Origin of the sequence: Billgrantia zhangzhouensis, from assembly GCF_021404465.1 — a bacterium.
Taxonomy (GTDB): domain Bacteria; phylum Pseudomonadota; class Gammaproteobacteria; order Pseudomonadales; family Halomonadaceae; genus Halomonas; species Halomonas zhangzhouensis.
In genome coordinates this window covers 31598-56667 of record NZ_JABFTT010000007.1, presented here as the reverse complement: position 1 = coordinate 56667, position 25070 = coordinate 31598, and the positions used below count along the sequence as shown (strand labels likewise).

21 protein-coding genes are annotated in these 25070 nt (G+C 64.6%); 5 read left to right on the top strand and 16 right to left on the bottom strand.

All coding sequences use genetic code 11. From position 1 onward, the window contains the following. Positions 1–31: 31 nt before the first annotated feature. Positions 32–1174, bottom strand: a complete 1143-nt coding sequence (locus HOP51_RS10395; RefSeq protein WP_234273841.1) for a CaiB/BaiF CoA transferase family protein — start codon at positions 1172–1174, stop codon at positions 32–34. Further along, positions 1171–1986 (bottom strand): citryl-CoA lyase, encoded by an 816-nt coding sequence (locus HOP51_RS10390; protein WP_234273840.1) that lies wholly within the window; start codon positions 1984–1986, stop codon positions 1171–1173. Before HOP51_RS10390 ends, HOP51_RS10395 begins: the two co-directional genes overlap by 4 nt. Before the next feature lie 183 nt (positions 1987–2169). Between HOP51_RS10390 and HOP51_RS10385 the strand changes: the two genes are divergently transcribed. Further along, a complete protein-coding gene (locus HOP51_RS10385) occupies positions 2170–2301 on the top strand; it encodes a hypothetical protein (RefSeq protein ID WP_407061798.1) in 132 nt (43 codons plus the stop codon). Here HOP51_RS10385 and fnr read toward each other — a convergent pair. The 12 genes from fnr to HOP51_RS10325 form a co-directional block, all read right to left on the bottom strand. Further along, on the bottom strand, positions 2294–3040 hold the full coding sequence (gene fnr, locus HOP51_RS10380) for a fumarate/nitrate reduction transcriptional regulator Fnr (RefSeq protein ID WP_234273839.1): 747 nt from the start codon (positions 3038–3040) through the stop codon (positions 2294–2296). The genes HOP51_RS10385 and fnr overlap by 8 nt on opposite strands. 237 nt (positions 3041–3277) lie before the next feature. Then, on the bottom strand, positions 3278–4393 hold the full coding sequence (locus HOP51_RS10375; RefSeq protein WP_234273838.1) for a porin: 1116 nt from the start codon (positions 4391–4393) through the stop codon (positions 3278–3280). Positions 4394–4962: 569 nt separating this feature from the next. Continuing rightward, complete coding sequence (locus tag HOP51_RS10370) at positions 4963–6012, bottom strand: porin (protein WP_234273837.1); 1050 nt, start codon at positions 6010–6012, stop codon at positions 4963–4965. Between the two features lie 187 nt (positions 6013–6199). After that, positions 6200–7192 carry a ProQ/FINO family protein gene (locus tag HOP51_RS10365; protein ID WP_234273836.1) on the bottom strand — a complete coding sequence of 331 codons (993 nt, stop codon included), beginning with the start codon at positions 7190–7192 and terminating at the stop codon, positions 6200–6202. 117 nt (positions 7193–7309) lie between these two features. After that, entirely contained in the window at positions 7310–7834 is a 525-nt protein-coding gene (locus tag HOP51_RS10360; protein ID WP_234273835.1) for a dihydrofolate reductase, read from the bottom strand. Continuing rightward, on the bottom strand, positions 7831–8685 hold the full coding sequence (locus tag HOP51_RS10355) for a thymidylate synthase (protein WP_276574353.1): 855 nt from the start codon (positions 8683–8685) through the stop codon (positions 7831–7833). Before HOP51_RS10355 ends, HOP51_RS10360 begins: the two co-directional genes overlap by 4 nt. Positions 8686–8766: 81 nt before the next feature. After that, positions 8767–9561: a prolipoprotein diacylglyceryl transferase gene (gene lgt, locus HOP51_RS10350; protein WP_234273834.1), complete on the bottom strand. Its 795-nt coding sequence runs from the start codon at positions 9559–9561 to the stop codon at positions 8767–8769. Between the two features lie 7 nt (positions 9562–9568). Next, positions 9569–10363 (bottom strand): sulfite exporter TauE/SafE family protein, encoded by a 795-nt coding sequence (locus HOP51_RS10345; RefSeq protein WP_234273833.1) that lies wholly within the window; start codon positions 10361–10363, stop codon positions 9569–9571. After that, positions 10360–11736, bottom strand: coding sequence for a response regulator (locus HOP51_RS20995; protein ID WP_234273832.1), 1377 nt, complete (start codon positions 11734–11736; stop codon positions 10360–10362). The genes HOP51_RS10345 and HOP51_RS20995 overlap by 4 nt, the downstream gene beginning before the upstream one ends. 62 nt (positions 11737–11798) lie before the next feature. Continuing rightward, a complete protein-coding gene (locus tag HOP51_RS10335) occupies positions 11799–12599 on the bottom strand; it encodes an NRDE family protein (RefSeq protein ID WP_234273831.1) in 801 nt (266 codons plus the stop codon). Positions 12600–12607: 8 nt separating this feature from the next. Continuing rightward, entirely contained in the window at positions 12608–14869 is a 2262-nt protein-coding gene (gene ptsP / locus HOP51_RS10330; protein ID WP_234273998.1) for a phosphoenolpyruvate--protein phosphotransferase, read from the bottom strand. Positions 14870–15019: 150 nt separating this feature from the next. Then, positions 15020–15511, bottom strand: coding sequence for an RNA pyrophosphohydrolase (locus tag HOP51_RS10325; protein WP_197566048.1), 492 nt, complete (start codon positions 15509–15511; stop codon positions 15020–15022). A 223-nt stretch (positions 15512–15734) separates the two neighbouring features. Here HOP51_RS10325 and HOP51_RS10320 point away from each other — a divergent pair, with 223 nt between their 5' ends. Next, positions 15735–16391: a histidinol-phosphatase gene (locus HOP51_RS10320; protein WP_234273830.1), complete on the top strand. Its 657-nt coding sequence runs from the start codon at positions 15735–15737 to the stop codon at positions 16389–16391. Positions 16392–16585: 194 nt separating this feature from the next. Here HOP51_RS10320 and HOP51_RS10315 read toward each other — a convergent pair whose 3' ends face one another. Further along, a complete protein-coding gene (locus HOP51_RS10315) occupies positions 16586–17560 on the bottom strand; it encodes a malate dehydrogenase (protein ID WP_234273829.1) in 975 nt (324 codons plus the stop codon). 236 nt (positions 17561–17796) lie between these two features. Between HOP51_RS10315 and HOP51_RS10310 the strand changes: the two genes are divergently transcribed. Next, positions 17797–18906, top strand: coding sequence for an efflux RND transporter periplasmic adaptor subunit (locus HOP51_RS10310; RefSeq protein ID WP_234273828.1), 1110 nt, complete (start codon positions 17797–17799; stop codon positions 18904–18906). Between the two features lie 2 nt (positions 18907–18908). After that, positions 18909–21992: an efflux RND transporter permease subunit gene (locus tag HOP51_RS10305; RefSeq protein ID WP_234273827.1), complete on the top strand. Its 3084-nt coding sequence runs from the start codon at positions 18909–18911 to the stop codon at positions 21990–21992. A gap of 84 nt (positions 21993–22076) precedes the next feature. Here the strand turns inward: HOP51_RS10305 and rsd are convergent, their stop codons facing one another. Beyond that, positions 22077–22565, bottom strand: coding sequence for a sigma D regulator (gene rsd / locus HOP51_RS10300; RefSeq protein ID WP_234273826.1), 489 nt, complete (start codon positions 22563–22565; stop codon positions 22077–22079). 218 nt (positions 22566–22783) lie between these two features. On the opposite strand from rsd, the gene HOP51_RS10295 reads away from it, so the two are divergent. Continuing rightward, positions 22784–25069, top strand: a complete 2286-nt coding sequence (locus HOP51_RS10295) for a bifunctional salicylyl-CoA 5-hydroxylase/oxidoreductase (RefSeq protein WP_234273825.1) — start codon at positions 22784–22786, stop codon at positions 25067–25069. Position 25070: the final 1 nt, after the last annotated feature.

The window sequence follows — 25070 nt, the reverse complement described above, 5'->3', positions numbered from 1 at the left end:
CATTCCATCTTTGCTACTTCAGACAGGGCCTTCAACGCTGGCGGCGCTTAACTTCCGCGAGTATTTCGTCGCGATGCTCGTCCAGTACCGGGGGCGCCGTCACCTCCAGTGGCTTCATACCGTCATAGGAGACCGGCGAGCGCAGGGTGCGAAAGGTGCCCACCGTGGGGTGCTCGGTGCTGACCTCCAACTGCAGATGCCTGACCTGGGGGTCCTGCAGCACTTCGTCGGTGTCGTACATCGGGGCATGAGGCACGTCCTCGGCCTCCAGACGACGGCACCACTCCGCGCGGTCGTGCCGCCGGAACACCTGCTGGAGCACCTCGATCATCTGCTCCTGATTGTCGATTCGGCCCTCGCGAGTCGAGAACCGTTCGTCCTGCAGTAGCTCGGGATACTCCATGGCATCGGCCAGCCCCTGCCAGAACTTCTCGGGCGATGACATGTGTAGCGCCACCCACTTGCCGTCGGCGCACTCCACCACGTAGGACTGGGAAACCTGTGGCCGGCTGTAAGGTCCCATGATCTCGTTCTCGGAGAGATAGTGCGTGAAGGCATCGAGGTTGAAGTGACACATCGCCTCGAGCATCGAGACATCGACCCGCCGACCTATGCCGGTGCGGCCGCGTTCGACCAATGCTCCCAGGATACCGTAGGCGGCATAAAAGCCCGATAGCGCATCGGCCATCGCAGGCCCCACCACCCGCGGGTTCTCCGGGTTGACCAGCAGCTTGAGAAAGCCGCTGGCGGCCTGGGCCACGGTGTCGTAGCTGGGGCGCCCAGCATAGGGGCCGTCGTTGCCGAAGCCGCTGATGGCACAGTAGATCAGCCGCGGGTTGAGCTCGCGCAGACGCTCTTCACCCGCCCCCAGCCGTTCGGCGGTACCCGGGCGGAAGTTCTGGATGTAGACGTCGGCATCACGGATCAGCGCATCGAAGGTGGCGAGATCCTCCGGCTCCTTGGTGTTGAGCGCGATGCTGCGCTTGTTGCGGTTGTAGGTCTGATAGTGGGGGCTGTAGAGCCCACCCTTGAAGGCGCGGAAGGGGTCGCCCTTGCCGGGCATTTCGACCTTGATCACGTTGGCGCCCAGGTCGCCCAGCAGCATCCCGGCGGCGGGGCCGGTGATGAAGGTGCCCTGCTCGATGACGGTGATGCCTTCGAGTACCTTGCTCATGACTGCCCCCCTTCCTGGGTGAAGCCCGGCGGTACCTCACCAGTGTATTCAACCCGCTGAGCCGCCTGGTAGGAGAGCGCGAAGCCGCAGGGCTGTTCGGACTCTTCCAGGAGGTGGGCGATCAGCCCGGCTGTGCGTGCCAGCAGCGGTACGCCGCGCAGCGCCTTGAGCGGAAAGCCCGCACCCAGCAGCACGGCGGGAATGGCGGCGGAGACGTTGAGCTTGAGCTGCTTGCCGACGATCTCGGGGATGGCCCCTTCCACGGCCTCGGCGATCTCCACGTAACGCAGGTCGGCGCCCGCCTCCCGCGCCACGGAGAACAGCGCCTCGACCCGTGGATCACGCGCCTTGTGCAATGGATGGCCGTAACCGGGAATCGCTTCACGGCGGGCGCGACGGGCGCTGACGACATCATGCACGGCAGCTTCAAGGGATTTGCCCCCGTCGATCTCAGCGACGATCTCGGCGAACAGCTCCCCCGCCGCCTGGGAAGCACCGAGGATCACCGAGCCGCAGCCCAGCAGCCCAGCAGCCACTGCGCCCTGCAGCGCCTCGGGGGCGGCGGCATAGGTCATGCGGCTGGCCTGCACGCTGGGCACCAGGCCATGCTCGGCGATGGCTACCAGGGTGGCGTCCAGCACCCGACGCCGGGTGTCGTTGGTCGGCTGGCCGTCGAGCAGCATCAGGAAGTAATCGGTGAAGGAGATCCGACCGATCAGCTCGCCGCTGAGGTCTTTGCCACGCACCACGATGGTGTCGGCGTTCGAGGTACTGATGGCGGTCCTTGGAATTGTCTCGCGCCCAATTTTCATGCTTTCGCTCCGCGTGAGTGAAGCGAGCGAACCACGCCAGCACGGCAGCACGGCATGTCACGCTCGAGGATGGCCATTTGCCCGTGGGTGTGAACATAAACGGTGCGAATAATTCATGAAAATGATTAATTTCCATGATAACGAGTGATGACATCGATTACTAAAATAACAGAGATACACCCGATGGAATTACGACACATACGTTATTTCCTGGCGCTCGCCGAGACGCTCAACTTCCCCCGCGCAACTGAGAAGGTGCACGTCATGCAGGAGCCGCTGAGGCAGCGTCAGGCGGGGCCGAACCAAGTCATGTAGCGCCGGCGCTCGAGTTCTCCCACGCCAGCATCGACAGTGCCTCGTGGTCGTGAATCGCCAGTTCCCGCCCGCTGACGCTGAGTATCCCTTGCTCCTGGAAGCGAGCCAGCGTGCGGCTAACGGTTTCCAGCACCAGGCCGAGGTAGCTGGCAATGTCCGAACGCGACATCGACAGATGGAAACGATACAGCGAGTAGCCACGGCTGCGAAAACGCTCGGAGAGCCCGATCAGGAAGCTGGCCAGACGCTGCTCCGCGGTGCGCCCCGAAAGCAGGCACAGCATACGCTGGTCATTGCGCAGCTCACGGCTCATGCAGCGGTAGAGCTGCCCGCGCAGCCCGGGCACACGCTCGGCGAGATCTTCCAGCCGGGTAAATGGCAGCTTGCAGACGAAAGTCGCTTCCAGCGCCACCACGCTGCTGTGGTAACGCTGCTCGCCGATGCCATCCAGGCCAACGATCTCGCCCGCCAGGTAGAAGTTGAGCACTTGGCCACGCTGCCCGTCCTGGGCCAGGCTCTGCTTCAGCGAGCCGGAGCGCACCACGTACAGGCTGGTGAAAGGATCGCCCTGGCGCACCAGGGTCTCGCCTCGTTTGAGAGGTCGCGGCAATTGGAGAATGGCATCGAAGGATTGCAGCGCATCCTGCTCGAGCCCGAGGGGAAGGCAGCGGGCATGCAGAATGCAGCGCTTGCAGCGGGCCGCGCCGGCCGCAGGCCGCGGCACGGTCTGAGGCATCATGAACGCACTCCTCTCCTCGTTGATGAGTCGACAGGCTTCGATTCTGACTCGCCCCGCCGTCGCTGTCCCGCCCGGACGATACTCAAGGCAACGAAACGAAATCTTTCTTGACATGCATCAAGAGGCTGGATTGGCGCCATGGTGGCAAGAAATAAGAAAACCGGCCCCGAAGGGCCGGTTCTGTCGTCGCTGAAAGCAACGTATCTTCTATTAAGCGCTTGCCGTAAGGCAGGGCGATTAGAAGTGGTAGCGAGCGCCAACCAGGTAGTACATGTCATCGCCGTCGGCAGTGTCGATGCCGCCACTGCCAATGGTGACGTCCGGCTGGTCACCTTGGAACAGTTCGGCGAAGACGTCGAAGTTGTTCGACAGCTTGTAGTAGCTACCCAGAGCCCAAGCGGTACGATCGTCCCAGCCGTTGTCCGGGTCTTCGTTATCAACGCTGATACGGTAGACATCGGCATTGAAGGCCCACTGACCCAGGGCGTAAGTCATACCCAGCCCCCAAGTATCGAAGCCGGCGTAATCTGCGGCATTGCCACCTGCGGCGAGTTGATCGTCATTGTTGCCACGAGTTTCGTAGCCCAGACGAGCGGAGAAGTTGTCGTTGAAGGCGTAGGAAGCGGTTGCACCCCAGATCATCTCACCGGAGCCGCCAGCACGACCATCACGGTCATCTACGTAACCCAGTGCCAGGCGAAGGCCCTCAAGTTCGTACTTCACACCACCCTGGGTGGCAATTTCGCTGTTGTCTTCTTGACCAGGCTCAGACGGATTAGTACCACGGCTGCTGTAGTGCTTGGCCTGCAGGAAGGCCTGGAAGCCACTCAGGTCCGGCGTGATGTAGCCGATGGAGTCACCGCGTGACTGGATCGGGTGCCCCTGGAATTCAAGGCCCTGGTCGATGTAGACATCGAACGGCGCGGTAACGGCATCCTTGTAGAAGGCGTCGAAGTTACCGGCCTGGAAGGTACCGAAGGTGTTGCTGCGCAGACCGATATAGCTCTGACGGGTTTCAGAGAACCCGCTGAAGTCAGTATCGCTGGTACGGCCACCACCAGTGCGCTCATCGCCGCGGAAGCGCCACTCGACATGACCGAAGGCGGTCAGGTCGGAGCTTACCTCGTGGCTCATGCGCAGACCCAGGCGAGAGAAGACATCGACGAACTCGGCGCTGTTACGCTCGTAATTGTTATTGCTGTCATACTCCGGACCACCGCCGGCGATACCCATGGCGATACGGCCATAGATGTCCAGGCGGGTGCCGTCCTGATCGTAAACGGTGGCGGCCTGAGCGGCAGCGGAGGCGCCCAGGGCACCGGCAATGGCAGTCGCTAACAGTGTCTTTTTCATCGCGATAGTTCCTTTCACTAGCTTACTGTTTCGATCGTTACTGCACGGATCGGTGATCGGTGCAGGTAGCTTGCCGGGCATGGGTCCCGCCGTGCTTGGCTCGATTCCTTCTCAGGAGTGGCCGGTGGCCGGTCATGACCGCAGCGAAGCCTTGTTATAGTCCAATGCTCGCAGGTAGAACTCTATACCGGGAAAAATAGGAACGCAATAAGAAAAAACACTGTTTTCCTTCGACGCCCACTCCCCCGACGGAACTTTTCCCTGCCATAGCGGTCCTGGCGCTCCCACCAGGGCCGCGTGCCGCAGGCAATGGCAGTAAGGTTTGCCTGGCAGCGATGAGCCCGCACATCATGCCCCGCCGATGGACGAGAGGCAAGCCAGGGCATCAACGTTGGAGGCAAAACAAGCTTGGGAGGCGTCGTTGGGATGGTGTCATCGGTGTTTTAGATCGAGGCTGGAGACAGGCTAGTCTGGGGTGGGCATGTGAATGGATCGGGATGAGCGCCCAGCTCGGGCGGGCCAGGCGCCACCCGAACCGGGTGACGCCGGGTGGCTCTCGTTCGTCGTGCTTAGAAGTGGTAACGGGCGCCGACAGCCCAGTAGATGTCATCCTTGTTCCACGGGTCGTTACCTACCCTTTCGTCGATGTCGGAGTCGTACAACTCGGCGAAGACATCGAAGTTGCTGGACAGCTTGTAGTAGCTACCGAGGGCCCAGGCAGTACGGCTATCTGCATCGCCATCCGGGCTGATGCGGTAGACATCCGCATTGAAGGCCAACTGACCCAGCGCGTAGGTCATGCCCAGACCCCACTTGTCGAAGCCGTTGCTATTGCCGATATCGTCGTTGTTGCTGCGGGTTTCATAACCCAGACGAGCGGAGAAGTCGTCGTTGAAGGCATAGGAAGCGGTAGCCCCCCACAACACTTCGTCGTTGCCGCCGCCTTCGATGACATCGTCGACAAAGCCCAGTGCCAAACGAAGGCCAGCGGCTTCGTACTTCACACCACCCTGAGTGGCGGTTGTGCTGCCTTCATCGCCAACTGAGTTACCCCGGCTGCTGTAGTGCTTGGCTTGCAGGAAGGCCTGGAAGCCGCTCAGGTCCGGCGTGATGTAGCCGATGGAGTCGCCGCGAGACTGCTTCGAGTGGCCGGTGAACTCGAAGCCTTCCAGTATGTAGACGTCGAAAGGCTTGGTAACGGCATCCTTGAAAAAGGAATCGAAGTTGCCAGCCTGAACGGTACCCAAGGAGGCGCTGCGCAGACCGATATAGCTCTGGCGGGTTTCAGAGAACCCGCTGTAGTCAGTATCGCTGGTACGGCCACCACCAGTGCGCTCGTCGCCGCGGAAGCGCCACTCGACATGGCCGAAGGCGGTCAGGTCGGAGTTGACCCGATGGCTCATGCGCAGACCCAGGCGCGAGGAAACGTCGATGAACTCGGCGCCGTTTTGGACTTCTTGCCCACCCGAGTATTTGGTGCCACCGCCTTCGAACCCCATGGCGATGCGGCCGTAGATGTCCAGCCTGGTGTCATCCTGGTCATAGACGGTGGCGGCCTGAGCCATGGCGGAGGCGCCCATGGCGCCAACGATAGCGGTAGCCAGCAGTCTCTTCTTCATTTTGACGTTCCCTTGATGATCTAGTCTGTTCGTTCGTGATACCGCTCGCTCTCTGGCGCTTCGTCGGCATCAGCACACGCCTTGTCTTCTGGCGCTCGAAGGCATCATGCCTAGCGGGTATTACGAACAGGTGTCAAAATGAAGAATCGATATAAAAAGATGAGTGAGCCGATGGCCTGTACCCATGTCAACGGCGGTTGTGCTTGGCCTGCAGAGCGACCAGCTTCTCTTCCAGTGTCCTTGGCGCTTCACTGGCCGTGGAGGTGGGCTCGACCGAGCCACGAGTTTCCTTGGAAACGGATGAAGCCTTGCCAGGTGCCGTGCCGGCCGATTGACGCCTGGGCCGGGCCTGCCGTCGCAGTTCTCCTTCACGACGCGGTGTGCGCTCGCGGCGTTCGCCCTGCAGCCGCTCCAGCTTGCGCTTGGCGTGCTCGGCGGCCTGGGTATCGACGCTGCCGGCGGGCTGACCGTCGAGGTCGATGCGCTCGGCTCCCTCGCGCACGGCCTTGAGGTAGCGCGGCAGGTTGACGTAGCCCGCCAGGGCGCGGCGCACCAGCTTCTCGGGCCAGGGTTCGCGGGCTGCGAGATCGTGGTGGATGCCGACCTTGAGCGGCCGGGTATGGCCTTTGAAGAAGGTCTTGGGGTAGCGCTGGTACCACTGTTTCAGTAGCGCATCGGCGGAAGGCGCCTGCTCGATGTCAAGCCGCCCCTGGCGCCCGTCGGGCTCTGCCGGGCTCACTTGCGCTTGTTGTTCCGGCTCGTCTTGCGGCGTACCCACCGGGGGCTCTACCTGCCCATGCTCCTCGCTGCCTGGGGCCGGGGGTTCGCCCGCTTTATCCTGTCGTGGCGCATCCTCGCGCGGGCGCTGGCCCATCAGTGCGGCAAGCCCTTGGGCACGCCGCGCCGCACCGGGAAAGGCGGGAACCGGCTCGCCCTTGCGCAGCCGTTCGCGCAGGCGGGTATTGTCTTCCTCGAGCTCGCGGTTCTGCTCGTCGAGCTCGCGGTTTTCCTCCATCAACTCGAGACGGGAGGCTTCCAATTCCTGCCGCGCCGCCTCGGCATCGGCAAGCCGGGTCTCCAACTCCTTCAGCTTCGTGCGACACAGGCGCAGCTCGTCGAGCGCATCGGTGGCACGTGCCTCGAGGGCGCTGAATAAATGTAGTGAACGCTCTTCGATCAAACCGGCATCCTCCCGGAAAAACGCTGCACACCTGTCCGCGCGAGCGAATCGCCGCGTTGCCCCCACATGCTTCCGCCTAGTGTGTGCCACAAGCGAGGCGCTGACAAACCCTCCGGCTCATTCGGCCCGGCGCCGGTACTCGACGAAGCTGTAGTCCGGCTGCCCGGGCTTGGGCGAGCCCGATACCCGCTGCACCTCTCGCCACTCACGCTGATCCAGTTCGGGAAAGCGGGCGTCGCCTTCCACCTCGACCTCCACCTCGGTCAGGTAGATGCGGCTGGCATGGGGCAGCGCCTGGGCGTAGATCTCGCCCCCTCCCATTACCATGATCTCCTCGGCCGCGTCGATGGTGGCCTGCTGGTCGGCCAGGAACAGCGCCGATTCGAGATCATGGCAAACCCGCACGCCATCGTGCTGGAAGCTTTCGTCCCGGGTCACCACGATATTGAGCCGCCCCGGCAGCGGCCGGCCGATGGAGGCGAAGGTCTTGCGTCCCATGATCAGCGGTTTGGCCTGGGTCATGCGCTTGAAGAACTTGAGGTCCTCGGGCAGGTGCCAGGGTAGCTTGTTGTCGATGCCGATCACGCCGTTGCGCGCCACGGCGGCGATCATCGCTACCGGCACCAGGGTTTCGTCTGTCATACCGCTACCTCGGCCTTGATATGGGGATGGGGGTCGTAGCCTTCGATGGCGATATGCTCAAAGCGGAAGTCGAACAGCGACTCGACACCGGGGTCGAGCACCAGCCGGGGCGCCGGGCGCGGCGTGCGCGACAGCTGCAGCTCGGCCTGCTCGAGGTGGTTGAGATAGAGATGCGCGTCGCCCAGGGTGTGGACGAAGTCGCCGGGCTCGAGCCCCGAAACCTGGGCGACCATCTGCATCAGCAGTGCGTAGCTGGCAATGTTGAACGGCACGCCGAGGAAGATGTCGGCGCTACGCTGGTATAGCTGGCAGGAGAGCCGCCCCTCGGCGACGTAGAACTGGAACAGACAGTGGCACGGCGGCAGTGCCATCTCGTCGACCAGCGCAGGGTTCCAGGCGGAGACGATCAGCCGCCGCGAACGCGGGTTGGTGCGGATCTGCTCCAGCAGCTTGGCGATCTGGTCGACATGACCGCCGCGGGGGTCGGGCCAGCTGCGCCACTGGTAGCCGTAGACGGGGCCGAGATCGCCCTGCTCGTTGGCCCACTCGTCCCAGATGCTGACCCCATGCTCCTTGAGATAGGCAATGTTGGTGTCGCCGCGCAGGAACCACAGCAGCTCGTGGATGATCGAGCGCAGATGCAGCTTCTTGGTGGTCACCAGCGGGAAGCCGCGGGAGAGATCGAAGCGCATCTGATGGCCGAAGATCGAGCGCGTGCCGACACCGGTGCGGTCGGCGCGCTCCACGCCCCGTTCGAGCACCTGGCGCATCAGATCCAGATAAGGCTGCTCGAGCGCGGGCGGTTCGTGGGGAGACCTGGCGAGCGCGGTCTGGGCGTTGTCGTCAGACATCGTTGGCGGACTCTGGATGAAATGATCGGTCGGATTGAGAGTTTACCTTTCTCTTACGCTTCCGTCCCATGCCGGCTCGTATCACTTCGTGACAGTCGCCGCATTCACCGGTTGGCGCCGCGACCAGACGATCAGCACGCAACCGAAGAGGATCATCGGCAGCGTCAGCAGCATGCCCATGGTGAACCAGTCGAAGGCCAGGTACCCAATGTGGGCATCCGGCAGGCGGAAGAACTCCACCGTGAAGCGGAAGACACCGTAGAGCAGCAGGAACAGGCCGGAAACCAGGCCGCGCCGGCGCGGCCTGGCCGAGACCCACCACAGCACGACGAACAGGACCAGGCCCTCGAGAAAGGCCTCGTAGAGCGAGGTGGGATGGCGAGACTCCGGCCCCATGCCGGGAAACGGCATGCCCCAAGGCAGTTCGGTGACCCGCCCAGGCAACTCACGATTGATGAAATTGCCGATGCGCCCCGCGCCCAGGCCGATCGGCACCATGGGCGCGAAGAAGTCGGTCAGGGTGAAGAAGGCCATGCCCTTCTTGCGCGCGAACCACAGCGCCGCCAGCAGCACACCGATCAACCCGCCGTGGAAGCTCATGCCGCCATCCCATACGCGCAGCACCCACAACGGATCGGCGGCCCACTGGCCCATACCGTAGAACAGCGCATAGCCCAGGCGGCCTCCTACCACCACGCCGATGGCGACATAGAACAGCAGGTCGCCGACGTCGTCCCGGGTAAGGCCGAAGCGCTCCGCCCGCAATCGGCCCAGCCACCAGGCGCCGACGAAGCCGACGACGTACATCAGGCCGTACCAGTGAACTTGGAAGGGGCCAAGCGAAATAGCGACCGGGTCGATATCGGGATAGTTCATGTTCACCTCAGAACAGGAAACGGAGTCCAACAATGAGCAACAGCGCGGCGAAGGAGAGCCGCAACACGCGAGCGGACAGCACGTGGGCCAGGCGTACGCCCAGCCTGGCGAACGGCACGCTGGCCAGCACGATGCCGAGAAAGGCGGGCCACATCACGAAGCCAGTGGCGCCTGTCGGCAGCGCCGGGTGCCCCCAGCCCACCACGATGAAGGTCAATGCGCCGCACAGGGCGATGGGCAGGCCGCAGGCAGCGGAAGTACCCACCGCCTGGGTCATGCCAGCACCGCAGCGAGAGAGCCAGGGCACACAGAGGGTTCCCCCACCGATGCCGAACAGTGCCGACACCGAGCCGATGACGCCCCCGGCCACGCCCATGCCCAGCCGACCTGGCGCCGCACGGCCTACCCTGGGACCGAGCCCCAGGGCCATCCTGAATGCCACCAGGACCACGAAAATACCGAACAGGGTGCCCAGCAGGCCGCCCGACAGCGCCCCGGCCACGAACACGCCGATCACCGCACCTAGCACCAACCCGGGGAGCAGCAGCAGGAACCATTCGCGCCGAACGCTACCACGCTGGTAGTGCGCCCAGGCTGACGAGGCCCCGGTCACGACGATAGTGGCCAGCGAGGTACCTACCGCTAGGTGCATGGCGATAGTGGTATCCACACCCTGGACACCAAAGGCAAACACCAGGGCCGGCACGATGATCAAGCCGCCACCGATACCAAACAGCCCAGCCATGGTACCGGCGACCGCCCCCAGCCCCAGGTAGCCGAGCAATGCGAACAGAATGGTCATTGGGCCGACGATTCTTCGAAGGCGTCGGGGCGCCAGCGCTGCAGCAGCTCGACCAGCTCCCGTGGTGCATAGGGCTTGGCCAGATAGTCGTCCATGCCGACGTCGTGAAAGCGTCGACGGTCCTTTTCCGTGGCATTGGCCGTCAGGGCCACCAGGATGCTGCGGCTGACCTCGGGCCGCTGCGCTTCCTGCTCGCGCCAGTGCCGGGCAACTTCCACGCCGTCCATGCCAGGCATGAAGATATCCATCAGCACCATGTCGTAGGCATGACGCTGCTGCAGCTCCAGCGCCTCCGCGCCGCTGGCGACGCTGTCGACACGCAACCCCTGGGTTTCCAGCACCTGGCTGGCCAGCATGCGATTGACCGGACCATCGTCAACCACCAGCACGCGTAGCGGCCCGGCCTGGTGGGGAGGCAGGCGCATCTTGCGCAGTGCCTCTCCTTTCTGTTCTCCCGCCAGGCTGCTCATCAGCAGCATGAGATCGGCGATTCGCTCTCTCAGGTGAGCATGGCGCTGGGGGGCGATGCGGTCGTCGCCCCCCCACACTTCTTCGGTCAGCTCGGAGAGCAGTGGCTCCAGCTCGCGCTGCAATAGGGTCAGGTAGCGCGACTTGAGCCGTGAATCCTCCCGGGCACGCTCACGAGCGGCCAGAAGACCGCCAAGCTCCTGCGCGCTGGCAAGCTCGAAGATCAGCAGTTGATAGGGAGCGGCATCCAGCCATTCCACCTGAAGATGTCGCCAACGGCCCTCGCCATCCAGCACCTGCACCTCGGCCGGGCGGCTTCCCGCCGCTTCGGTGGCGATCAGTCGGGCCGCGGGGTCCTGCCCTTCCAACTGTTCCTGGCTTTCACCCAGGAGCTGCTCCATGGCCAGGTTGGCGCCCACGATTCGCCCGCGATAGAGCAGCAGGACCGGGCGCAGGCTGGCCATCAGCAGGCCATCGAGGCTGGGCACCAGTTCCAGCCGGCCCTGCAGCTCGACCATGCCATCGTGCAGATGCTCCAGCCGCTCCATGACCGACCCATCATGTTCCGACGTCTGAGCGGAAACCCCGAGCCAGCGCGGCAGCCGTTGCTCACTCTCCTGCAGCAGGCGCTCGACACGCCCCAGCCCCGACTGGATCTGGTTCTCGCACTCGCGCATACGGTGGCGCAGCTGCAGCAGGAAAGCCGACACCGCCAGTACGGTGCCGACCAGCAGGGCCAACAGCAGCCAGGCGAACTCGGCCCAGAAGGTCGGATCGGGCATGGCCACCCACAGCACGCCCCCCACCAGTAAACAGAGCAGTACCAGAGCGGCCTGAACCAGCAACAGCGGCCACAGCAGCGGCCAGATCAGGTGCGACCAGAAGCGGTCCTTGCGTGTTCCCACGGGTATTCGCATTCCTGTGCCAGGCTTTGGTGCAGTGAGTTTACGTCGCCGGGTCTCGCCTGTCATGGGTAGTGCGAGGTGTCCACGTGCGCGCAAGATAGCGCAATGCGCTCCCGGCTGCGGCCCTGCGCTACCCCCTCGGGGCCATAGCGATGCTCCTCCAGCTCGATGATGCCCGCCTCGGTATCCCAGGCAAGCCAGGTCGTGGCGCGGGTACCGTACTGTTCGCCGACGACGAAGGGCGGCGACAGGCGTCGTTCCAGCTCGAGCCCGACGCCGGTATCCGGCAGGTGCGTGTCATCGGCCGGGTTCGTCTCCGACATTGCCGCCACGGCATCCTCCGGCCAACGACGGCGCAGTGCCGTCGCCAGGCCCTGGCGGGCCGCGATCAGCTTGGGCCAGGGAGTATCGAGGCTGGCATTCGAAAGGCCATGAATACCGGGCGTGACCTGCGTGAGCAGCAACCGCTCCCGACCGCGGTGAAGATGCCAGAACCTTCGACCATCGCCCACCAGGAGATTGAAGCCGGCGTAGCGCCAGCCCTTGCCTTCGGCCAGCCCGGCCAGCCATGCCGGCAAGTCGGGGCACTCCAGCGCCTCGCGCACCAGGTGCCCCCGGCTCGGGGAGCCAGCCGCGACCCTGATGGCCGGATCGCGCACGTTGGTAACCGCAGCCACGCGGCCACGGCGATGCACCGCCAGCCAGCTGCCACCGGCCTCGAGATCGCGCCCCCCTACGATGTCGGGGACATCCTGCCAGACTCCCAGCTCAGCCGTGGGGCGCTGGTGGAATTCGTCCCGGTTCGCCACCAGCCGCAGCGGCACGACCGAGCCCGGGCGATAGTCGAAAGCGATGAGACACATGGGCGGCATCAGTCCCGCGGCGGCAGCAAGTGCGCCAGTTGCCACTCGCTCAGCCGTGCGAACAGGTGGCTGCGCACCGCAGAGGGCGTGTTCAGCGCCAGGGTTTCGCGCACCAGGGCCTTGGCGGCATCGAGCGACACCCGCCGGATCGCTGCCCGCACTCGCGGCAGGCTGGGAGCGTTCATGGAGAGCGAGTCGAAGCCCATTCCCATCAGCAGCAGCGCCCCGGCCGGGTCGCCGGCCAGCTCGCCACACACCGAGATCGGCTTCTTCAGCCGCGCCGACTCTTCGGCCAGGCGCGCCATGGCACACAGTACGGCAGGGTGACAGGCGTCGTAGAGGCTCGCTACGCGGGGGTTGTTGCGGTCCACCGCTAGCAGGTATTGGGTCAGGTCGTTGCTGCCTACGGAGAAGAAATCGGCGCGCTCGGCCAGGGCATCCAACTGATAGAGGGTGGCCGGCACTTCCAGCATCACGCCGACCTTGGGCCGCGGCGACACGATACCCTCCTCACCCAGCTCGCGAATGGCACGATCGAGCATGCGCAGCGCATCGTCGACCTCGTCGACGTTGGTCACCATCGGCAGCAGGATCTGCATGTTGTCGAGACCCTGGGCGGCGCGCAGCATGGCACGCAGCTGCACCATCAGCACTTCCGGGTGATCGAGGGTGACACGAATGCCGCGCCAGCCGAGGAAGGGGTTGGCCTCATCGATGGGAAAATAGGGCAGGTCCTTGTCGCCGCCGATATCGAGGGTGCGCATGACCACCGGCAGCGGCGCGAAGCTTTCCAACTGATCGCGATAGAGGCGCGCCTGCTCCTGCTCGCCGGGAAAGCGCTCGGCGACCATGAACGGCACTTCGGTACGGTACAGCCCCACGCCACTGATGCGCTTCTTGAGCGACACCGTGGTATCGATGGCAAGCCCGGTATTGACCATCAGCGGCATGACATGGCCGTCAGGCGTCTCGCTGGGCAGGTCCTGCTCGTGTTCGAGCACTTCGATCAGCGCGGCCTCTTCGGTAATCAGGCTGCAGTAACGGGTCTTGAGCTCCTCCGAGGGCCGCACGAACAGACGTCCACGATGGCCGTCGAGCACCACCTCGGCGCCGGAGAGGCGCGGCAGCGGCAGGTCGACCATGCCCAGCACGGTGGGCACCCCCATGGCCCGCGCGACGATCGCCACGTGGGAAGTGCTCGAGCCGCGCGCCGAGACCAGGCCGGCAAGCCGCTCCCGCGGTACCTCGCCCAGCATGGCAACGCTGATCTCGTCGCCAACCAGAATGGTGCTCTCGGGGAAGGTGTCGGGCACCTGCGGCGTTTCCTCCTGCAGGTGGGCAAGCACGCGCCGGCCCAGGTCACGCACGTCGGCGGCTCGCTCGCGCAGGTAGTCGTCGTCGACCCGCTCCAGGTACTGCACATGGCGGCGCACCACGTCGGCCAGAGCCCCGGGCGCCCACTGCCCCTCGCGAATGCGCTTTTCCACCTCCTGGGAGAGCGCCGCCTCGCTGAGCATCTGCTGATAGACCTCGAACAGCGCCAGTTCCTGGGCCGAGATACGATTGACCAGACGCTCGCCCGCTGCACGAATCTCCTCGCGTACGCGCTCGATGGCTTCCTTGAGGCGCACGATTTCGTATTCGACATCGGTGGGAATCAGGTCGGGCACACTGTCCAGGTCGGCCAGCGGCGCCACCACCACCACTTCGCCGATGGCCATGCCGGGCGAGGCGGCCACGCCGGTGAACAGCGCCTGGCCGCCCGGCAAGGCGGGGCGACTGAGGCTACCGGTGGCCAGCGCATGAGCCAGCACTCCGGCAAGCTGTGCCCCCATGGTGATGAGGAAGGCTTCGTCTTCCTCGTCGTAGCGGCGCTTCTCGGCCTGCTGCACCACCAGCACGCCGAGCATGCGGCGCTGGTGAATGATCGGGACGCCGAGAAAGCTGGAATAGCGCTCCTCGCCGGTAGCCTCGAAGTAGCGGAAGCGGGGATGCGCGGGGGCATCCTCGAGATTGAGCGGCTCCTCGCGCTCGGCCACCAGGCCGACCAGCCCCTCCCCCACCCGTAGGCTCACGTGCCCCACCGCCTGGCTGTGCAGGCCGATGGTTTCCATCAACACGAGCTCCTGGATCTCGCTATCATAGAGATAGAAGGAGCACACGTCGGTATGCATGGCCTTGCGGATACGGCGCACCATGGTCGCCAGCGCCGCATCGAGGTTACGGGCACCGTTGACCTCTTGTATGACTCGGCGCAGCACCTCCAGCATCGGCGTCTTGCTTTCCATCGTTGTCATCCCTCGCCTGGCAGAGGAGTCAAGACCAAGCATCGCCACTCAAGAGCCACTCGAAGAAGAGTGGGCTGCCTACCGGGCCCCTGCGTTGCCCCTCGTGTCGTGCCCAACCGTCATTGTGTCAGATCAGCGGCCCTCGAGCGCCAGCCGCTGCGCGCGCGGGGAAAGCTCGCTCAGCGCACGGCGGTACACCTCGCGCTTGAACGGCACCACCTGGCCCAGCGGATACCAGTAGCTGACCCAGCGCCAGTTATCGAATTCGGGCTTTTCCGAACCGTCCATGCAAATGCGGTTCTCCTGACAGCGAATGCGCAGCAGGAACCACTTCTGCTTCTGGCCGATACAGACCGGCCTGGAATTCATGCGCACCATGCGTCGTGGCAAGCGATAACGCAGCCATCCCCGGGTACAGGCCAGTAGCTCGACGTCATCGGCGGTCAGGCCGATTTCCTCTTCCAGCTCACGGTAGAGCGCCTGTTGCGGTGTTTCGGTTGACTTGATGCCTCCCTGGGGAAACTGCCACGCATTCTGTCCTACCCGACGCGCCCAAAGCAGTTGCCCCCTGGCGTTGGCGATGATGATGCCAACGTTGGGGCGAAAGCCGTCAGCGTCGATCACGGACGTCACCTTGTGAAAATCGTCATTGAGAGCATTCTTCCACAAGGGCGCAAAGCGCATCAATACAACGATCAGGGAGTAGGCTCATACCCGTCGGAGCCCGGTGCGAGAAAAAGCGCGGCGGGGCTTAGCAGCGCGGGGTGTTGTCTGACATAATCGCCAGCTTTCGTGCCACGCAGCACGACTCACCAATCGCAACTCACCACATCGTAAGGGGTAAGCCGTGAGTCTGGCCATCTTCGATCTGGACAATACCCTGCTCTCCATCGACAGCGATCACGCCTGGGGCGAGTTCCTGCTCGAGCAGGGCGCCGTGGATGCCGAGGCCTATCGTGAAGCCAACGACCGTTTCATGGCCGACTACGAGGCAGGCACGTTGGATATCCACGCCTTTTTGGTCGTGGCTCTCAAGCCGCTCGCCGACAACAGTCCCGAGCAGCTTGCCGCCTGGCATCAGCAGTTCATGGCTAGCAAGATCGAGCCCAATATCCTGCCCAAGGGCGAGGAGCTCCTGGCGCGCCATCGCAGCCGTGGCGACACCCTGTTGATCGTCACCGCCACCAACCGCTTCATTACCGGCCCGATTGCCGAGCGGCTGGGCGTGGACCATCTGATCGCCGTGGAGCCGGAAGTCCGCGATGGCCGCTACACCGGTCAGGTGAGCGGTACGCCGAGCTACCGCGAAGGCAAGGTGAAGCGCCTGGAGAAGTGGCTGGCGGACAAGGACCTGACCCTGGACGACGCCTGGTTCTACAGCGACTCGCACAACGACCTGCCGCTGCTGGAACTGGTGGAGCACCCGGTGGCGGTGGACCCCGACGCCACCCTGCGTGAAGAAGCCGAAAAGCGCGGCTGGCGCATCATGAGCCTGCGCGACTGACACAGCGCCATCCTGCAAAATGCAAAAACCCGAAAGCCTGAGCTTTCGGGTTTTTACTTACCGGCTTAACACCGAGCAAATAGCCGAGCGAGATGAAGCGCAAGACGCGCGGCGCACAGGAACCCGAGCATATGGGGTATATGTGAGGATTCCGAGCACCGCGCAACACAGCGATTCGCTCGCGCAGGCATTTGCTAGCCCAGCAGATGCTCGACCGCGGCGCGCTCTTCTCTCAGCTCATCTTCGGTGGCCTTCATCTTGCCGCGGCTGAACTCGTCGATCTCGAGACCCTGCACGATCTCGTAGTCGCCGTTCTGGCAGCGCACTGGGTAGGAGTAGATGATGCCCTCGGCGATGCCGTAGCTGCCGTCGGATGGGATCGCCATGCTCACCACCTGGTCGGTGCCCAGCGCCCAGTCGCGCATGTGATCGATGGCGGAAGAAGCGGCGGAAGCGGCGGAAGAGGCACCGCGCGCCTTGATGATCGCCGCGCCGCGCTGCTGCACGGTGGGGATGAAGTCGTTCTCGTACCAGTCACGCTCGACCAGATCGAAGGCCGGCTTGCCGGCTACCTTGGTGTGGGCCAGGTCGGGATACTGGGTGGCGCTGTGGTTGCCCCAGATGATCATGCTGTCGACGTCGGTAACGCGCTTGCCGGTCTTCTGCGCTAGCTGGGTCAGCGCACGGTTGTGGTCGAGGCGGGTCATCGCGGTGAACTGACGCGGGTTCAGATCGGGCGCGTTGCAGGAAGCGATCAGCGCGTTAGTGTTGGCCGGGTTGCCCACCACCAGCACGCGCACGTTGCGGCTGGCGTTATCGTTCAGCGCCTTGCCCTGCACGGAGAAGATCGCAGCGTTGGCTTCCAGCAGGTCCTTGCGCTCCATGCCCGGGCCACGCGGACGGGCACCGACCAGCAGGGCAAAATCAGCGTCCTTGAAGGCGACGTTGGGATCGTCGGTGGCAACGATGTCCTGCACCAGCGGGAAGGCGCAATCGTTCACTTCCATGACCACGCCGTTCAGGGCGTCCATGGCCTGCGGAATTTCGAGCAGTTGGAGAATCACGGGCTGATCCGGACCCAGCATGTCGCCTGCCGCGATACGGAAGATAAGGGAGTAGCTGATCTGGCCAGCACCGCCGGTAATGGCAATACGTACGGGATCTTTCATCGTTGCTCCTTCGGTTGAGCCGCCGTGAGGATTAAGCCTGGCGGATGCATCTCCGCCCTGGCCGGAATCCGGACCGCCAAGATGTTATGCCTGCACCGCACAAAACTCAATCCGACCTCTGGTTTAGGGAAAAATCCAGTACTTTAGTTCTACGAGGCGACTGATACCCTTCGGCACATGCGCTATCATGCTGTGCCTAAATATGCTAATGCAGGCATTTACCCAGGGAAGGCCCCATGACGAGACGTCCCCCCATTTCCCCCCTGCTTGCCGCCCTGGTGCTGCTGGCACTACTGCTATGGTTGGCCCTCGGCGACTTCCAGCGCTTCCAGCAGCAGGCGCCGCCTGAGGAGACACCGGCCGAAGAGAGCCTGCCCCGGGTCGAATACCACGCCAGCACGGCCACTCCCTACCTGCCGCAGCGGATGGTGCAGGGCCAGTTGGAAGCCATCCGTGAAGTGGAGCTGCGCACCCGTTATGCCGGTCGGGTCGCCGGCCTGCCCGTGGCCCAGGGCGCCTCGGTGGAGGCCGGCACTCCCCTGCTGGCGCTCTCACGCGATGCCCTGGAGGCACAGCTCGAGCGCGCCGAGAGCCAGCTCGAGCTGGCCCGAGCCGAGCTAGCCGGGGCCAATGACCTGCGTCGCCGCAACCTGATCTCCCAGCCCGAACTGTTGCGCCTGCAAAGCAGCCTCAGCGTGGCAGCGGCGGAAGTCGCCGAGCTGCGTCAGTCCCTCGAGGAGACTCATCCCGCCGCCCCTTTCGACGGCGTACTCGACCGCCTCTACGTGGAGCTGGGTGAAGTGCTTCAGATTGGAGACCCCTACGCCCGCCTGGTGGATGACCGGCGCCTGAAGGCAAGCGCCTGGGTGGCCCAGCGCGATGCACACGACCTGAGATCCGGCCTGCCCGCCGAAGTGCGCCTGCTCGACGGCAGCCGCCTGAGCGGGGAGTTGACCCACGTGGCCAGCCGCGCCGATGAGTCCACGCGCTCTTTCTATATTGAAGCCGAGTTCGACAACCCGGAGCGACGTCGTCTGGCCGGCGCCAGCGCCACTCTGGCGATCACCCTGCCCGAGCGCGAGGTGCATCGCCTCTCTCCCGCACTGCTCGAACTGGACGAGCAGGGCCGGCTGCGCGTGAAGCATCTGGATGAGGAGGATCGCGTGATGAGCACCCCGATCGAGCTGATCGCTGCCGACGCCACCCAGGCCCATGTCGCCGGCCTGCCCGAGACGATCCGGCTGATTACCCTGGGCGCGGGCTTCGTCGCCCCCGGCAATCGCGTCATCGCGATGCCGGCCGCGAACGGCGACGACACGAGCGTAGAGCACCGGGAGTCGCCCTGACCATGCGCACCCTGATCGAGGCCGCCCTGGACCGGTCGCGTACCACGCTATTGCTGCTGTTCGCCCTACTGGTGGCGGGCCTCGCCGCCTGGCAGGCCGTTCCCAAGGAAGCCAATCCGGACGTTCCCATCCCCATCATCTACGTCTCGCTGGCATTGGAGGGCGTGAGCCCCGAGGACGGCGAGCGGCTGCTGGTGCGTCCCATGGAACAGGAGTTGCGCACCATCGAAGGGGTGCGCAAGATGACCGCCCTGTCCAGCGAAGGGCATGCCGCCGTCACCCTCGAATTCGACGCCGGCTTCGACCCACGCCAGGCACTGGCCGACGTGCGCGAGCGCGTCGACATCGCCAACGCCTCGCTGCCCGAAGAGGCCGAGGAGCCGCGCGTCTTCGAGGTCAACGTCGGACTGTTCCCCGTGCTGACCCTCGGCCTCTCGGGGCCGCTCGAGGAGACCCAGCGGCTGGCCATCGCCCGCCAGTTGCAGGATGCCTTCGAAGGCGTACCCGAGGTGCTCGAAGTCGAGATTGGCGGCGAACGCGAGGAACTGTTGGAGATCGTCATCGATCCGCTGGTACTCGACAGTTACGGCGTGGATTTCGACACCCTGTTCAACCTGGTCACCCGCAATAACCGCCTGGTGGCGGCCGGCAGCCTGGATACCGGCGCCGGTCGTACACCGGTGAAGGTGCCCGGTATCATCGAATCCCTCGACGACGTGCTCAGCATGCCGGTGAAGGTGGATGGCGACAGGGTGGTGACCTTCGCCGACGTGGGCTGGATCCACCCCACCTTCAAGGATCCCGAGGGCTTCGCCCGCATCGACGATGAACCGGCGCTGGTCCTGGAGATATCCAAGCGCGCCGGGGCCAACCTGATCGCCACCATCGAGGGCGTACGCAACATTCTCGCCGAAGCCGCCCCGCTGCTGCCCGACGAACTCTCCATCACCACGATCATGGATCAGTCGGTCACCGTCGAGCAGATGCTCTCGGAGCTGCTCAACAACGTGGTCACCGCCGTGGTACTGGTGTTGATCGTAATTCTGGCGGCGATGGGCGTGCGCTCGGCGTTGATGGTGGGGCTCACCATCCCCGGCGCCTTCCTCACCGGCATCCTGCTGATCTGGGCGATCGGCTACACCCTCAACATCGTGGTGCTGTTCGCCCTCATTCTAGTCGCCGGCATGCTGGTGGACGGCGCCATCGTGGTGAGCGAGCTGGCCGACCGCCACCTGCGCGAAGGCCAGCCGCCGCGCCAGGCCTGGGTCAACGCCGCCACCCGCATGAGCTGGCCGGTGATCGCCGCCACCGCCACCACCCTGGCGGTGTTCTTCCCACTGCTGTTCTGGCCCGGTGTAGTGGGCGAGTTCATGAAGTATCTGCCTGCCACGGTGATCCTGTGTCTGCTCGCCTCGCTGGCCATGGCGCTGGTCTTCCTGCCCACCCTCGGCGGCGTATTCAGCGTGCGTGCCGGCAGAGCCAGCCGCAGCGACGAGATGGTCACCGCCGGAGGGCGCCTGTATCGCGCCACGCTGGCGCGGCTGCTGGCCCACCCCGGCATGACGCTGCTGATCGCCCTGCTGCTGATGGCGCTGATCTTCGTCGGCTATGGCCGCTTCAATCACGGCGTGGAGTTCTTCCCCGAGGTCGAGCCGGAGAACGCCCAGGTGATGATCCGCTCCCGCGGCGACTTCTCCGCATTGGAAAAGGACGCCATCGTGCGCCGGGTCGAGTCGCGCCTGGCCGGCATGAGCGAAGTGCAGGCGCTCTACGCCCGCTCCTATGCCATCCCCAACGAACAGATCGGCAGCGACGTGATCGGCACGGTGCAATTCCAGTTGGTCGACTGGCAGGAGCGCCGCCCGGCCCAGGTGATCATGAACGAGATGGCCGAACGCACCGCCGACTTGCCCGGGGTGGTGTTGGAGTTCCGCGAGCAGGACATGGGGCCGGGAGCCGGCAAGCCCATCGTACTGGAAGTCAGCGCCCAGGAAGCCAGCGACAGCGAAGCAGCGGTCGAAGCCATTCGCCAGGAAATGGCACGACTCGGCGGTTTCCGCGACATTGAGGACAATCGCAGCCTGCCGGGAATCGAATGGAGGCTCAACGTGGACCGCGCCGCCGCCGCGCGCCTGGGAGCCGACGTGGCCGCGGTGGGCAGCGCCGTGCAGTTGGTCACCAATGGGCTGCTGGTGGCCACCTACCGTCCCGCTCACGCCCCGGACGAAGTCGACATTCGCGTGCGCTTCCCGCATTCATGGCGTCACATCGACCAGTTGGACCGGCTGACTCTCAACACCTCCCGCGGCCAGGTGCCGATTTCCCACTTCGCCAGCCTGGAGCCGGCTCCACGGGTGGGCACGCTACACCGTATCGACGGCCAGCGTGCAATCACCGTAGAGGCGGACGTGGCCCCAGGCTACCAACCCGACGAGCGCTTGCGCGCCCTGCTGGCGGCACTGGGTCCACCACCGGAAGGCGTGCGGGTCAACGTCGCCGGTGAGCAGGAGGACCAGGAGGAGGCCAGCCGCTTCCTGATTACTGCCTTCTTCGTCGCCATAGGGCTGATGCTGCTGATCCTCGTCACCCAGTTCAACAGCCTCTACCAGGCACTGCTGGTGCTATCGGCCATCGTGTTTTCCACCGCTGGGGTACTGATGGGTTTGCTGATCAACGGGCAGCCGTTCGGCATCGTCATGGTGGGCATGGGTATCATTGCCCTGGCGGGCATTGTGGTGAACAACAACATCGTGCTGATCGACACCTACAACGAGCTGCGCCGAGCGGGGCTGGCCCCCTACAACGCCGCCCTGGAGGCCGGCGGCCTGCGTCTGCGTCCGGTGCTGCTCACCGCCATCACCACCGTGCTTGGCCTGATGCCAATGGTGTTGGAAATCAACGTCAACCTGTTTGCCCCAAGCCTGGGTATCGGCGCGCCCTCCACTCAGTGGTGGACCCAGCTCTCCAGCGCCATTGCCGGTGGGCTGGTGTTCGCCACCGGGCTGACGCTACTGCTGACGCCGTGCATGCTGGTGCTGTGGCAGCGTCGGCCCAAGCAGGAAACCGCCGAATCCGGCGAAGAATGAGCTGCATCGCCAAATAAACGAAAGCGCCGCCACGGGCAAATACCCGGGGCGGCGTGATATCGGCTCGAGAAACAGGAACGAAGGTTATTCGGCCTGGACCTCCGCCTTGGGCGTGTGCGCCGCATGCAGGCGAGCGATCAGTTGATCTTCCAGTGCAAAGCGCTCGGTAAGCCCCTTGGCCAGGCGATCCAGCCAGGCGGGCAGGCGCGGCAGGAAATGCTGGCAGCGCACCGGCGTCGAATAATCGGAATCGAACGCCAGTACCAGTTCGGTGGAAAGCTCCAGCCGCTCCAACAGCTGGCTGGCAATTTCCAGCGCCTGGTGATCCTCGAAGGCGTTGGCCTCCTCGCGCAGCTGCGGGTAGATCTCGAAGTGGCCCGCGCTGATGTAGTCCATCAGCAGCTCACTGAAGCGATCGATCTGGGGCTTGCTCACGGCCTCCAGCTCGGAATCGCAGGCCTCCTTGAGTTCGATGAAACTGACCAGCAGTTCACGGCGCTCATCCAGCCATCGATCAATGAGCTGATGCACGCCTCCCCAGCGCTCCCTGGCCGTCTTGCACTGTTCCAGCATCGTAAGCCTCCTTCCCATGTGAAGCCTGTTGCAAGCTCGGCCCACCGAGCTTCGAGTTGGAAGCCCCAGACTCGCCGTTGCCACCCTGACTGTCAATCCTTGGATCAACGAAAATTTTACTTCAAGCCGATAAGTTTCAAGCTTGAAATTTTAAGCTTGAAGCAATTCGCGACAGCGTCTAGCCTGAACTTCATACAACAACGATACGGTTTCCAGCCATGAGAATCGCCTGCCTCGGCGGCGGCCCCGCCGGCCTCTACTTCGCCATCAGCATGAAGCGCCGCGATCCCTCCCACGAGATCGTGGTGATCGAGCGCAACCGCCCCGACGACACCTTCGGCTGGGGCGTGGTGCTCTCCGATGAGACGCTGGACAACCTCGCCGCCAACGACGCCGAGAGCGCCGCGCGCATCCGCGAGCATTTCGCCTACTGGGACGACATCGCCGTGATCCACGACGGCATGCGTACCGTCTCCACCGGCCACGGCTTCTGCGGCATCGGCCGCCATCGGCTGTTGCTCCTGCTGCAGGAGCGCGCCCGCGAACTCGGCGTCGAGCTGCGCTTCGAAACCGATATTCCCGAAGAGTGCATCGACGAGCTGCGCCGCGAATTCGACCTGGTGCTGGCCGCCGACGGCCTCAACTCGCGCACCCGCCAGCGCTATGCCGAGCACTTCGAACCCGACATCGAGGTGCGCGCCTGCAAGTTCGTCTGGCTCGGCACCCACCAGACCTTCGACGACGCCTTCACCTTCATCTTCGAGAAGACCGAGCACGGCTGGGTGTGGGCCCACGCCTACCAGTTCGATGCCGACACCGCGACCTTCATCGTCGAGTGCAGCGAGCCCACCTGGCGCGCCTTCGGCTTCGGCGAGATGAGCAAGGAGGAGTCGATCGCTACCTGCGAGCGGATCTTCGCCCGGCACCTCGGCGGCCATGCGCTGATGAGCAACGCCCACCACATTCGCGGCTCGGCGTGGATCAACTTCCCTCGCGTGCTGTGCGCGCGCTGGAGCTTCGACAACGTGGTGCTGATGGGCGACGCCGCCGCCACTGCGCACTTCTCCATCGGCTCCGGCACCAAGCTGGCGCTGGAGAGCGCCATCGCGCTGGCCGATTACCTGCACAGCGAACCCGACATGGCCAGCGCCTTCACCCGCTACGAGGAGGAGCGCCGCCTCGAGGTACTGCGCCTGCAATCGGCGGCGCGCAACTCCACTGAGTGGTTCGAGCAGGTGGAGCGCTACCTGGACCTCGACCCGGTGCAATTCAACTACTCGCTGCTGACCCGCTCCCAGCGTATCAGCCACGAAAACCTGCGCCTGCGCGATCCGGCGTGGCTCGCGAGCGCCGAGCGCTGGTTTCAGGCCCAGGCCGGCAACGAAGGCAGCGCGCGAGCGCCGATGTTCGCCCCCTACCGGCTGCGCGACATGCAGCTCGTCAATCGGGTGGTGGTCTCGCCCATGGCCCAATATAAGGCGGTGCACGGCAGCCCCACCGACTGGCACTTCGTGCACTACGCCGAGCGCGCCAAGGGCGGCGCCGGGCTGGTCTATACCGAGATGACCTGCGTCTCGCCAGAGGGGCACATCACCCCCGGTTGCCCGGGGCTCTACACCACCGAGCACGAGGCGGCGTGGAAGCGCCTGTGCGATTTCGTTCATGCCGAGACGCCAGCCAAGCTATGCGCCCAGATCGGCCACTCCGGGCCCAAGGGCTCGACCCAGCTCGGCTGGCAGGAAATGGACGCGCCGCTCGCCGAGGGCAACTGGCCGATTCTGGCAGCTTCCGCCGTGCCCTGGTCGGCGCGCAACCAGGTGCCCAAGGCCATGGATCGTGCCGACATGGACCGGGTGCGCGACCAGTTCGTCGCCGCCGCACGCATGGCCGAACGTGCCGGCTTCGACATGCTTGAGGTGCACGCCGCCCACGGCTACCTGCTCTCCTCCTTCATCACTCCGCTGACCAACCGTCGCGATGACGAATACGGCGGCTCGCTCGAGAATCGCATGCGCTATCCGCTGGAAGTGATCCGCGCGGTGCGTGCCGCCTGGCCGGCCCACAAGCCGCTCTCGGTGCGCATCTCGGCCAACGACTGGGTCGGCGACGAGGGCGTCACGCCCGACGAAGCCGTCGAGATCGCCCGCCTGCTCCAGGCCGCCGAGGTCGACATCGTCGACGTCTCCGCCGGGCAGACCTCGACCCGGGCACGACCGGTCTACGGACGCATGTTCCAGACCCCCTTCTCGGACCGCATCCGCAACGAGACCGGCATGGCCACCATGGCGGTGGGCAACATCTATCAAGCCGACCACGTCAACTCGATCCTGATGGCCGGCCGCGCCGACCTGGTATGCCTGGCCCGCCCGCACCTGGCCGATCCCTACTGGACGCTGCACGCCGCCGCCGGCATTCAGGACCGCGAGTGCGACTGGCCGGAGCCCTATCGTGCCGGCCGTGACCAGTTGCAGCGCCTGGCCGAGCGCGGCGAAGGGTGGGTGTGAC

What these genes read in the sequence shown, in the direction of transcription:
- HOP51_RS10335 (WP_234273831.1), bottom strand. Translation starts at nt 12,599, where the DNA reads ATGTGTCTCATCGCTTTCGACTATCGCCCGGGCTCGGTCGTGCCGCTG.
- HOP51_RS10310 (WP_234273828.1), top strand. Translation starts at nt 17,797, where the DNA reads ATGACGAGACGTCCCCCCATTTCCCCCCTGCTTGCCGCCCTGGTGCTG.
- HOP51_RS10390 (WP_234273840.1), bottom strand. Translation starts at nt 1,986, where the DNA reads ATGAAAATTGGGCGCGAGACAATTCCAAGGACCGCCATCAGTACCTCG.
- fnr (WP_234273839.1), bottom strand. Translation starts at nt 3,040, where the DNA reads ATGATGCCTCAGACCGTGCCGCGGCCTGCGGCCGGCGCGGCCCGCTGC.
- HOP51_RS10315 (WP_234273829.1), bottom strand. Translation starts at nt 17,560, where the DNA reads ATGAAAGATCCCGTACGTATTGCCATTACCGGCGGTGCTGGCCAGATC.
- HOP51_RS10360 (WP_234273835.1), bottom strand. Translation starts at nt 7,834, where the DNA reads ATGACAGACGAAACCCTGGTGCCGGTAGCGATGATCGCCGCCGTGGCG.
- HOP51_RS10395 (WP_234273841.1), bottom strand. Translation starts at nt 1,174, where the DNA reads ATGAGCAAGGTACTCGAAGGCATCACCGTCATCGAGCAGGGCACCTTC.
- HOP51_RS10295 (WP_234273825.1), top strand. Translation starts at nt 22,784, where the DNA reads ATGAGAATCGCCTGCCTCGGCGGCGGCCCCGCCGGCCTCTACTTCGCC.
- HOP51_RS10305 (WP_234273827.1), top strand. Translation starts at nt 18,909, where the DNA reads ATGCGCACCCTGATCGAGGCCGCCCTGGACCGGTCGCGTACCACGCTA.
- HOP51_RS10385 (WP_407061798.1), top strand. Translation starts at nt 2,170, where the DNA reads ATGGAATTACGACACATACGTTATTTCCTGGCGCTCGCCGAGACGCTC.
- HOP51_RS10375 (WP_234273838.1), bottom strand. Translation starts at nt 4,393, where the DNA reads ATGAAAAAGACACTGTTAGCGACTGCCATTGCCGGTGCCCTGGGCGCC.
- rsd (WP_234273826.1), bottom strand. Translation starts at nt 22,565, where the DNA reads ATGCTGGAACAGTGCAAGACGGCCAGGGAGCGCTGGGGAGGCGTGCAT.
- ptsP (WP_234273998.1), bottom strand. Translation starts at nt 14,869, where the DNA reads ATGCTGGAGGTGCTGCGCCGAGTCATACAAGAGGTCAACGGTGCCCGT.
- HOP51_RS10345 (WP_234273833.1), bottom strand. Translation starts at nt 10,363, where the DNA reads ATGACCATTCTGTTCGCATTGCTCGGCTACCTGGGGCTGGGGGCGGTC.
- lgt (WP_234273834.1), bottom strand. Translation starts at nt 9,561, where the DNA reads ATGAACTATCCCGATATCGACCCGGTCGCTATTTCGCTTGGCCCCTTC.
- HOP51_RS10370 (WP_234273837.1), bottom strand. Translation starts at nt 6,012, where the DNA reads ATGAAGAAGAGACTGCTGGCTACCGCTATCGTTGGCGCCATGGGCGCC.
- HOP51_RS10355 (WP_276574353.1), bottom strand. Translation starts at nt 8,685, where the DNA reads ATGTCTGACGACAACGCCCAGACCGCGCTCGCCAGGTCTCCCCACGAA.